Annotated in this window: 6 protein-coding genes and 1 pseudogene; 3 read left to right on the top strand and 4 right to left on the bottom strand. The window is 72.4% G+C overall.

The genetic code is table 11. From position 1 onward, the window contains the following. Positions 1–543 (bottom strand): annotated as a pseudogene (locus EEJ42_RS37295) (FUSC family protein); the annotation flags it as partial. A 259-nt stretch (positions 544–802) separates the two neighbouring features. Here EEJ42_RS37295 and EEJ42_RS37290 point away from each other — a divergent pair. The 3 genes from EEJ42_RS37290 (at position 803) to EEJ42_RS37280 (ending at position 3,093) form a co-directional block, all read left to right on the top strand. Next, positions 803–1,306 carry an Lrp/AsnC family transcriptional regulator gene (locus tag EEJ42_RS37290; RefSeq protein ID WP_123106617.1) on the top strand — a complete coding sequence of 168 codons (504 nt, stop codon included), beginning with the start codon at positions 803–805 and terminating at the stop codon, positions 1,304–1,306. A gap of 25 nt (positions 1,307–1,331) precedes the next feature. Beyond that, complete coding sequence (locus EEJ42_RS37285; protein WP_123106618.1) at positions 1,332–2,021, top strand: HAD family hydrolase; 690 nt, start codon at positions 1,332–1,334, stop codon at positions 2,019–2,021. A gap of 109 nt (positions 2,022–2,130) precedes the next feature. Beyond that, the gene (locus tag EEJ42_RS37280; protein WP_123106616.1) at positions 2,131–3,093 is read left to right on the top strand and encodes a D-alanyl-D-alanine carboxypeptidase family protein; all 963 of its coding nucleotides are present in this window, start codon (positions 2,131–2,133) and stop codon (positions 3,091–3,093) included. Positions 3,094–3,161: 68 nt separating this feature from the next. On the opposite strand, the gene EEJ42_RS37275 is transcribed toward EEJ42_RS37280, so the two are convergent. The 3 genes from EEJ42_RS37275 to EEJ42_RS37265 all read right to left on the bottom strand — a co-directional run. Beyond that, the gene (locus EEJ42_RS37275) at positions 3,162–5,387 is read right to left on the bottom strand and encodes a hydantoinase B/oxoprolinase family protein (RefSeq protein ID WP_123106615.1); all 2,226 of its coding nucleotides are present in this window, start codon (positions 5,385–5,387) and stop codon (positions 3,162–3,164) included. Positions 5,388–5,413: 26 nt separating this feature from the next. Continuing rightward, positions 5,414–7,525, bottom strand: coding sequence for a hydantoinase/oxoprolinase family protein (locus EEJ42_RS37270; RefSeq protein ID WP_123106614.1), 2,112 nt, complete (start codon positions 7,523–7,525; stop codon positions 5,414–5,416). 121 nt (positions 7,526–7,646) lie between these two features. Further along, a partial coding sequence (locus EEJ42_RS37265) for an XdhC/CoxI family protein (protein WP_184503461.1) occupies positions 7,647–8,404 on the bottom strand: 758 nt, incomplete at its 5' end.

Raw genomic sequence — 8,404 nt, 5'->3', positions numbered from 1 at the left:
GGGCCGTGCCAGGCCCCGCCCACCCGGCGGCGCGGGCGCGGCGGCGGGCGCCCCGGGCGTACGCCGCTCGATGCACCACACCCCGAACCGTACGAACGCGGCGACCGCCAGGCCCATGGGCACCGCGACGGCCAGCACGGGCAGTTCCCGCGGCCCCGCCTCCAGGAACTGCGCCGCGAAGAACATCATGAACGCGAAGATGCCGAGCGCGTTGCCGCGCGGCCCCCACCGCCGGGCCGCGACACCGCAGAAGACCACCGCGAGGAAGGCGGCGTCGCGGCCGAGCGGAATCCGGTGCAGTGCGACGGCCAGCGCCAGCACCGGGAGGCCGACGGCCGGGAGCAGGGCGGTGGTGACGGCCTGGCGCCGGGGCGTCGGGTCCGCCACGGTGAACAGCGCGAGGAGCGCCGCGAGCCCGCCCACGACCGCGGCGGACAGCGGCAGCCCGGCCCACGCCACCGCGGCGACCGCCGAGCCGACGCCGAGCACGGCCCGCGCCGAGATCCGCAGCCGCCGCAGCCCCGGGTCCGGAGCCGCGAACATGGTCACGCACGGCCTCACCGCCGTCTGAAACTCCCGCAGCACCCCTGTGACCTGTCCCTTTCACGTCCGACGTCCGGGCATGACAAAGGCGCTGCGGGGACCCGGATGCGGCTTCCTTGCCGTCCGGCGCAGCCCAGCGCAACGCCATCTGCTCCCAAGAGAAGCACCCCGCCGCCATCGGCTCAAGCGATCACCATTTCGCTGGGCCATTGGTACAGTCGTCCGCCCGGGAAACCGACCACGAGGGAGCCGATGGCCCATGCCCGCACCGGTGGACGCGGTGGACGCGCTCGACGCGAAGATCCTGCGGCTGCTGCTGGAGCAGCCGCGCACCAGCGTGCGCGAGTACGCCCGGATCCTGGGCGTCGCGCGCGGCACCGTGCAGGCACGGCTGGACCGGCTGGAGCGGGACGGCGTGATCACCGGCTACGGGCCGTCGCTCTCCCCCGCCGCCCTCGGCCACCCGGTGCTGGCCTTCGTGCACATCGAGGTCACCCAGGGGCATCTGGACGACGTGGGCGACGCGCTGGCCACCGTCCCGGAGATCATCGAGGTGTTCTCGACCACCGGCGCGGGTGATCTGCTGACCCGGGTCGTGGCGCGGGACAACGAGCATCTGGAGGACGTCGTGCAGCGGGTGATCCGGCTGCCGGGGGTGGTCCGCACCCGCACCGAGATGGTGCTCAGGGAGCGGGTGCGCCATCGGATGCTGCCGCTGGTCGACGCCGTGGGGCAGACCGCGGGAACCCGCCGTCGGCCTTGATCACGTACTTGGCATGCTGGTCCGTATGAGCATCCGGCGAACCCCTTCCGTGATCTTCGACCTCGACGGCACGCTCGTGGACAGCGAGCCCAACTACTACGAGGCGGGCCGGCGCACCCTCGCGCAGTACGGCGTCACCGGCTTCAGCTGGGAGGAGCACACCCAGTTCATCGGGATCGGCACCCGCGAGACCCTGGAGACCCTGCGCGCGCGGTACGCGCTCGACGCGCCGGTGGACGAGCTGCTCGCCGTCAAGAACGGCCACTACCTGGAACTGGTCCGCACCTCCACCACCGTCTTCCCCGAGATGCGGGCGTTCGCCGAGCTGCTGCACTCCGCCGGGCATCCGATCGCCGTCGCGTCCGGCTCCTCCCGGCCCGCGATAGAGGCGGCGCTGACCGCCACCGGTCTGGACGCGCTGCTGCCGCTCTACGTCTCCGCCGAGGACATCGGGCGCGGCAAGCCCGAGCCGGACGTCTTCCTGGCGGCCGCGCGACTGCTGGCCACCGATCCGGCCGACTGTGTGGTGATCGAGGACGCCGGGCCGGGGGTGGAGGCGGCGCGGCGGGCCGGGATGCGCTGCGTCGCCGTCCCGTACGACGAGCACGCCGCCGGGGGCGGATCGGCGTACGACCACGCCGGGCTGATCTTCCGGGGCGGGCAGCGGGAGTTCGACGCGCGGGCGGCCTACGACTGGGTGACGTCCGCCAGTTGATGTCCGCCAGCTCAGTTGATGTCCGCCAGCTGAGACCCGACACATCATCATTTCTCGCCCGGTGAGAGGATGCCAGCGCCCATCCATCATCTGAGGAGAGCGAGGGCGTATGGGAAGACATGGGGGTAACGCGGTCCGCCGCTGGGGAGCGGCGGTCATCGCGTCCACGGCGGCACTGGCGGTCGCCGCACCGGTGGCGAGCGCGCAGGCGGCACCCGCTGCCGCACCGGCCGCACGGGCCGCCGCCGGCCCGTCCGGCATCGCCGCCAAGGGCGCCTACCTGCTCGACAACAGCGCGAACAAGAAGCTGTGGAGCAAGAGTCCGGACACCAAGCGCCAGATGGCGAGCATCACCAAGCTCATGACGGCCGTCGTGGTGCTCGACACCCGTGGGGTGAACCTCAACAAGAAGGTCACCGTCAAGAAGGCGTACCTGGACTACATCAGGACCAGTGGCGGCAGCGCCGCGGACCTGAAGCAGGGCGACAAGCTCACGGTCAAGCAGTTGCTGTACGGCATGCTGCTGCCGTCCGGCTGTGACGCCGCGATGGCCCTCGCCGACACCTTCGGCAGCGGGAGCACCACGGCGAAGCGCACCAAGTCGTTCATCTCCAAGATGAACAAGAAGGCGGACGCGCTGGGGATGACCAAGACCCAGTACGACTCCTTCGACGGCATCTCCACGCATGGCGCCAACTACACGACCGCCCGTGACCTGGCGAAGCTGGCGCGGCACGCGCTCGGCAACGCCACCCTGCGTACGGTGGTCAAGTCGGTCGGGACCGAGCAGAAGGCCCCGGCGGCCAACGGCCGGACCCGGACCTACTACTGGAACAGCAGCAACAAGCTGCTGGGCTCGTACGACGGCGCCATCGGCATCAAGACCGGTACCGGCACGGCCGCCGGCAAGTGCATCGTGTTCGCCGCCAAGCGGAACGGCCGGACGGTCGTCGGGGTGCTCCTCGGCGACAGCAAGCGGTACCCGGACGCGAAGAAGATGCTCGACTGGGCGTTCCACACCCGCACCACGGTGACGTGGCGCCAGCTTCCCGCGGGCACCCCGCAGGACTGATCACCCGCACCGCCCGGTGCCCCGGCCGGAATCCCTTCCGGCCGGGGCACCCGCGTCTCCGACGACGCTCAGGCGCGCGCGGCGAAGTCGCGCCAGGGCTTGCCCGCGACCGGCTCGGTGTCGACCCACAGGGACGTCACACAGTGCGGGCAGACGTAGGCGACGACGGTGAGCGCGTCGTGGACGCGGACGTCCCGGCCCAGGTCGTCCGCGCCGAGCGTCACCCGGCCCGCGAGCCCTTCCCAGCCGCCGGACAGGCTGCCGAGTCCGGCTCCGCAGTGGCGGCATGCGGCCGACGGCCCGTCGGGGCCGGGGAACGTGCTGAGGGCGCTGCCCCAGATCCCGGTGGGCTCTCCCGCCGCCGCGGGCGCCCCGGCGGCCGGGGCGGTCATGCGGGCCCGGCGGTCCTCGCGGATCCGCTCCCGGCGGGCCGCCGTCGCGGGCTCGTCCACGCCGCCGTCCGGGGTCAGGGCGACTCCGTACAGCCGGGCGGCCGTGTCCTGGGTCACCGCGTGGCGTTCGACGTCGGCGGCCACCCGGGCGGGGTCGCGCAGCAGCGGGTCGCCGTAGCCGCCGCCGTTCTGGACGGTGCACTCGAAGACGTCGCCGTGGGCGATGCGGGCCGCCGGGGAGACGCCGGGCAGCGTTTCATGGCTGCCGTCGAGTTCGGCGAGCCGGGTGATGGCCTGTCCGGACGCCAGCCGGTCCAGCGGGGCCGCGGAGGTGACCCGCTCGAAGCGGGCGCACGAGCCGGGCAGGCCGCCGAAGAGGCCGGTGCGGTTGGGCAGCGAGACGCCATGGGTGCCCAGGACGCCGGTCACCTCCGGGGTGTCGATCGGGGTGAGGGCGAACTGGATGCCGTTGCCGCCGCGGTAGGTGCCCGCGCCGCCGGAGTCGGGGACCTGACGGCGCCACAGGTACATCAGCGGGTGCCGCATCTCCTGCTGTTCGACGTCGGTCGCGCCGCCGCCGAGGATGACCATGGCGCCGCCCGCGTCCACGCCGTCGCGGAAGGAGAAGGCGGGCCCGCCCCACATCAGCGAGTCCATGTACATCGAGGCGAACGGCTGCCCGTGCTGGTCGGCGCCGCCGAACTGGCTCAGCTGCCAGGATCCGTCGCTCGGGCCGAAGGCGAAGCTCTCGTAACGCTCGGAGAAGCTCAGCATCTTGGCGATCGCGCCGCCCGCGGAGCAGGTCGCCGTCCAGTTGGCGCCCGCGGCGCCGCCGCTGACGGGCATCGGCTCGACGGCGGTGACGCACAGCCCGTCGGGCGCCTTGACCTCGACCGGGCGCATGATGCCGTGGTTCCAGGGGATCTCCGAGCCGAAGGTGCACAGCATGAGCGTGGCCACGGCGCCGAGCAGCCCGCCGCGGGTGGTCATGCCGTACGCGGGGCTCTGCGGGCTGGAGCCGGAGAAGTCGAAGACCAGCCGGTCGCCGGTCTTCTCCATCCGGCAGGGGACCTCCAGCAGTTCGATCCCCTGGTCGCCGTCGTTCCCCGACCCGTCCGGGCGGTCCAGGTACGAGGTGTGCTCGTACACCCCGTCCGGCAGCTCCTCCAGCATGGCCCGCAGATCGGCCTCGCTGTGGTCGAGGGTGCGTTCCATGGTGGTGCGCACCTGGTCGCTGCCGTAGCGGTCGCACAGCTCGTGGAAGCGGCGCTCGGCGACGCGCAGTCCGGCGAGGAAGGCGCGGAAGTCGTTGGCGACCGTGTTGGCCATGCGGGAGTTGGCGACGATGGTGTCCCACAGCTCCTGGTTGACCGTGCCCTTGCGGACGATCCGGCCCGGCGGGATCCGGATGCCCTCCTGGTACACGTCGGTGGCGGTGGTGCACCAGCTGCCCGGGTCCATGCCGCCGAGGTCGACCTGGTGGGCCATGCAGCCGAGCCAGGCGACCAGTTCGCCGTCCCGGAAGACCGGGCTACAGAACTGCACGTCGTTCTGGTGCATCGCGGCGATGTAGGGGTCGTTGATGATGAAGACGTCACCGGGTTCGATGTCCTCGTACCGGCGCTGGAACTCCTCGATCGCCATCGCCCCCGTGTAGACCGGGGTCAGCAGGTAGGTGCCGATGACGGCCATCTCGCCGGAGGCCGTGTAGATGCCGAAGTTGTAGTCGGTGGCGTGGACGACCGGGGAGCCGGAGACGTGCTCGACGGTGGTGGCGCCCTCGGCGTTGATGGACCAGAGCTTGTGCCGGATCACCTCGTGGGTGACGGGGTTGACGGGGTCGGCCGTCCCGTTCGCAGCCGTCCCGTTCGCGGCCGCGGTCGTGCGTGCGGCGGTGTTCATCGTTGCTCCTTGATCGGGGGCGCTGCTCACGGGCGGTTGTGGATGACGATGCCGCCGAGCCGGTCCACCACGGCCTCCTGGCCCGAGCCGATGACGACGGTGGTGTCCGGCAGTTCGACGATGGCCAGGCCGTCGATGCGCAAGCCCTCGTGGAGGTGCTCGGCGCGGTAGACGGCGGCGTCGGTCCACTCGCCGTCGCTGAACACCCGGCGGCTGCCCGGCCCGGCCACGGACCCGACGCCCTGGGGCAGGCGTCCGGTCTCGAGTTCGGCGCGGGGGACGGGGCTCGCGGCGACGACCCGGAAGGTGGTGATCTCCACCCCGGCCTCGGGGAACGCCGAGCCCTTGCCGAACCGGCCCTCGTAACTGTCGATGAACCGCGCGACCATGGCGTTCACGCCCTCGGCGGTGATCGGGCCGTCGTCGAAGGAGACGGTCAGCACATGGATCTGGGCCCGGAACCGGATCTCGACGGACCGGGTGAAGGTCACGGTCTCCCGGTCCGCACCGGCCTCGACGAGCCCGCGCGCGGCCTTGTCCTGAAGCTCGGTGAAGGCCGTCTCGATCTCGTCCGGCGGCAGGGCGTCCCCGTAGTCGGTGGTGCCGGGCGGCGCCTGGAGGGGCTTGGACAGCTCCTCGACCATGGTCAGGTCCGAGCTGCCGATGCCGAACGCCGAGTGGACGGAGGCGGTGAGCGGGACGACGATCTGCGGGCAGCCCAGTTCGGCGCCGTAGGAGAAGGCGTGCAGCGGTCCCGCGCCGCCGTACGCGAACACCGCGAAGTCGGCCGGGTCGTAGCCCTGTTCCACCGTCACCTGGCGCACCAGGTCGGCCATCCGGGCGTCCACGATGGTCTTGATGCCCTCCGCGGCCTGTTCGACGGTCAGACCGGTCGGCCGGGCGATGTGCTCCTCGATGGCGGCGCGGGCGCGCTCGACGTCGAGGGTGAGCCGCCCGCCGAGGAAGTTGTCCGGGTTGAGGTAGCCCAGCACCAGGTCCGCGTCGGCGACCGTGGGACGCTCGCCACCGCGCCCGTAACAGGCCGGTCCGGGGCGGGCGCCCGCGCTCTCGGGCCCGACGGTCAGCACCCCGCCCCGTACGGAGGCGATGGAACCGGCGCCGGCGCCGATCGCCCGCACCGCCACGGACGGCAGGGCGAGCCGGTCGCGGCCGATGAGGGTGGTGTTGGACATGACGGGACGCTCGTCCAGCACCAGCCCGACGTCGAAGCTGGTGCCGCCCATGTCGGTGGTGACGATGTTGCGGTGCTGGTCGCGGCTGCCCAGGTACTGGGAGGCCACCACCCCGCCGACCGGCCCGGACATCACGGCCGCGGCCGCGCGCTTCTCCGCCTCCGCGAAGGTCGCGAGCCCGCCGCCCGACTGCATGAGCAGCGGCCCGGTCCGCAGGCCCGCCGCGGCCAGGGTGGATTCGAAGCTGTCCAGCGACGCCCCCAGCAGCGGGCGCAGGCCCGCGTTGACCGCGGTGGTCAGGGTGCGCTCGTACTCCCCGATCCGCGGCAGGAATGCGCTCGACAGGGTGACGCTCGCCCCGGGCACCTCCTCGGCCACGATCTCCCCGACCCGGCGCTCATGCGCGTCGTTGGCGAAGGACCAGAGCAGCGAGACGGCGAACACCTCGGCCCCGGCGTCCCGCAGCCGCGCCACGGCGCGCCGCACGTCGTCCTCGTCCAGCGGACAGACGACCCGGCCCGCGTAGTCGACGCGCTCGGTGACCTCCTCGGTCAGCGAACGGGGCACGGCCGGGGGCTGTTTCACCAGCGTGCGGAACCGCTTGATCTCCTCTTCCTCGAGTCCGGTGCCCTTGAACCCGCGCATGGTCGTCAGGGTGTCCCCGAAGCCGCGGGTCTGGATCAGGCCGACCTTCTTGGTGCGGCCTTCGAGCAGGGCGTTGGTGGCGATGGTGGTGCCGTGGGCGAACGTCTCGACGTCCGCGAGCAGTTCGGCCAGGTCGACGCCGCGCTCCTCCGCGGCGTCGACCAGGGTGCCCAGCACCCCCTCGGCGGGGTTGTCGGGAACGGTGGAGGACTTGTACCTGCCGACCCGTCCGTTGTCATCGATCACGACGGTGTCGGTGAAGGTGCCACCGATGTCGGAAGCCACGTAGTACGAAGGCATCCGGGAAGGATCACTCCTCGGTTTTCAGCTGATGCACGACGTAACGAGCCTTTCCGTCACGCCGGATCACTGTCAACCGGAGATGATCTTCGTCGGCAGCACCGTGCAGGAGGCCGGGGCGTCACGCGGCCGCGTGGGCTCCGGCCCCCTCCTCACGGTGAATGGGCGTCCCCGAGCCGGTCAGCGGCACGCCCGTGCCGCCCCGCCGCGCCGCGACGATCTCCGCCGCGATCGACAGGGCGGTCTCCTCGGGCGTACGGGCGCCGAGGTCGAGGCCGATGGGCGAGCGCAGCCGGGCCAGTTCGCGGTCGGTGAGGCCGACCTCGCGGAGCCTGCGGGTACGGTCCTCGTGGGTGCGGCGCGAGCCCATCGCGCCGACGAACGCGACCGGCAGCCGCAGGGCCTCCTCCAGGAGCGGCACGTCGAACTTGGCGTCATGGGTGAGCACGCACAGCACCGTCCGGGCGTCGGTCTCCGTCTGCCGCAGATAGCGGTGCGGCCAGTCGACCACGATCTCGTCGGCCTCGGGGAAGCGGAGGCGGGTGGCGAAGACGGGGCGGGCGTCGCACACGGTCACGTGGTAGCCGAGGAACTTGCCCGTGCGCGCGAGTGCCGCGGCGAAGTCCACGGCGCCGAAGACGATCATCCGGGGCGGCGGCACGCTCGACTCGACGAACACCGTCAGATCGGGGTCCTCGGGCAGGGTGAACGCGCCGGTGCGGCCCTCGGCCAGCAGGGCGCCCGCCTCGTCCGCCGCCGTGCGGTCCCGCTCCGGGCGGCCGCCGAGGCCGCCTTCGTACGAGCCGTCGGGGCGGACGAACAGCGCCCGGCCGAGGAGTTCGGCCGGGCCCCGGGACACCCGGGCGACCGCGGCCGTCT

The organism is Streptomyces botrytidirepellens, assembly GCF_003721215.1.
Taxonomy (GTDB): Bacteria; Actinomycetota; Actinomycetes; order Streptomycetales; family Streptomycetaceae; genus Streptomyces; species Streptomyces himastatinicus.
The sequence above is the reverse complement of the archived record's forward strand: the minus strand, read 5'-3'. Positions and strand labels throughout refer to the sequence as shown.

What these genes read in the sequence shown, in the direction of transcription:
- EEJ42_RS37290 (WP_123106617.1), top strand. Translation starts at nt 803, where the DNA reads ATGCCCGCACCGGTGGACGCGGTGGACGCGCTCGACGCGAAGATCCTG.
- EEJ42_RS37285 (WP_123106618.1), top strand. Translation starts at nt 1,332, where the DNA reads ATGAGCATCCGGCGAACCCCTTCCGTGATCTTCGACCTCGACGGCACG.
- EEJ42_RS37280 (WP_123106616.1), top strand. Translation starts at nt 2,131, where the DNA reads ATGGGAAGACATGGGGGTAACGCGGTCCGCCGCTGGGGAGCGGCGGTC.
- EEJ42_RS37275 (WP_123106615.1), bottom strand. Translation starts at nt 5,387, where the DNA reads ATGAACACCGCCGCACGCACGACCGCGGCCGCGAACGGGACGGCTGCG.
- EEJ42_RS37270 (WP_123106614.1), bottom strand. Translation starts at nt 7,525, where the DNA reads ATGCCTTCGTACTACGTGGCTTCCGACATCGGTGGCACCTTCACCGAC.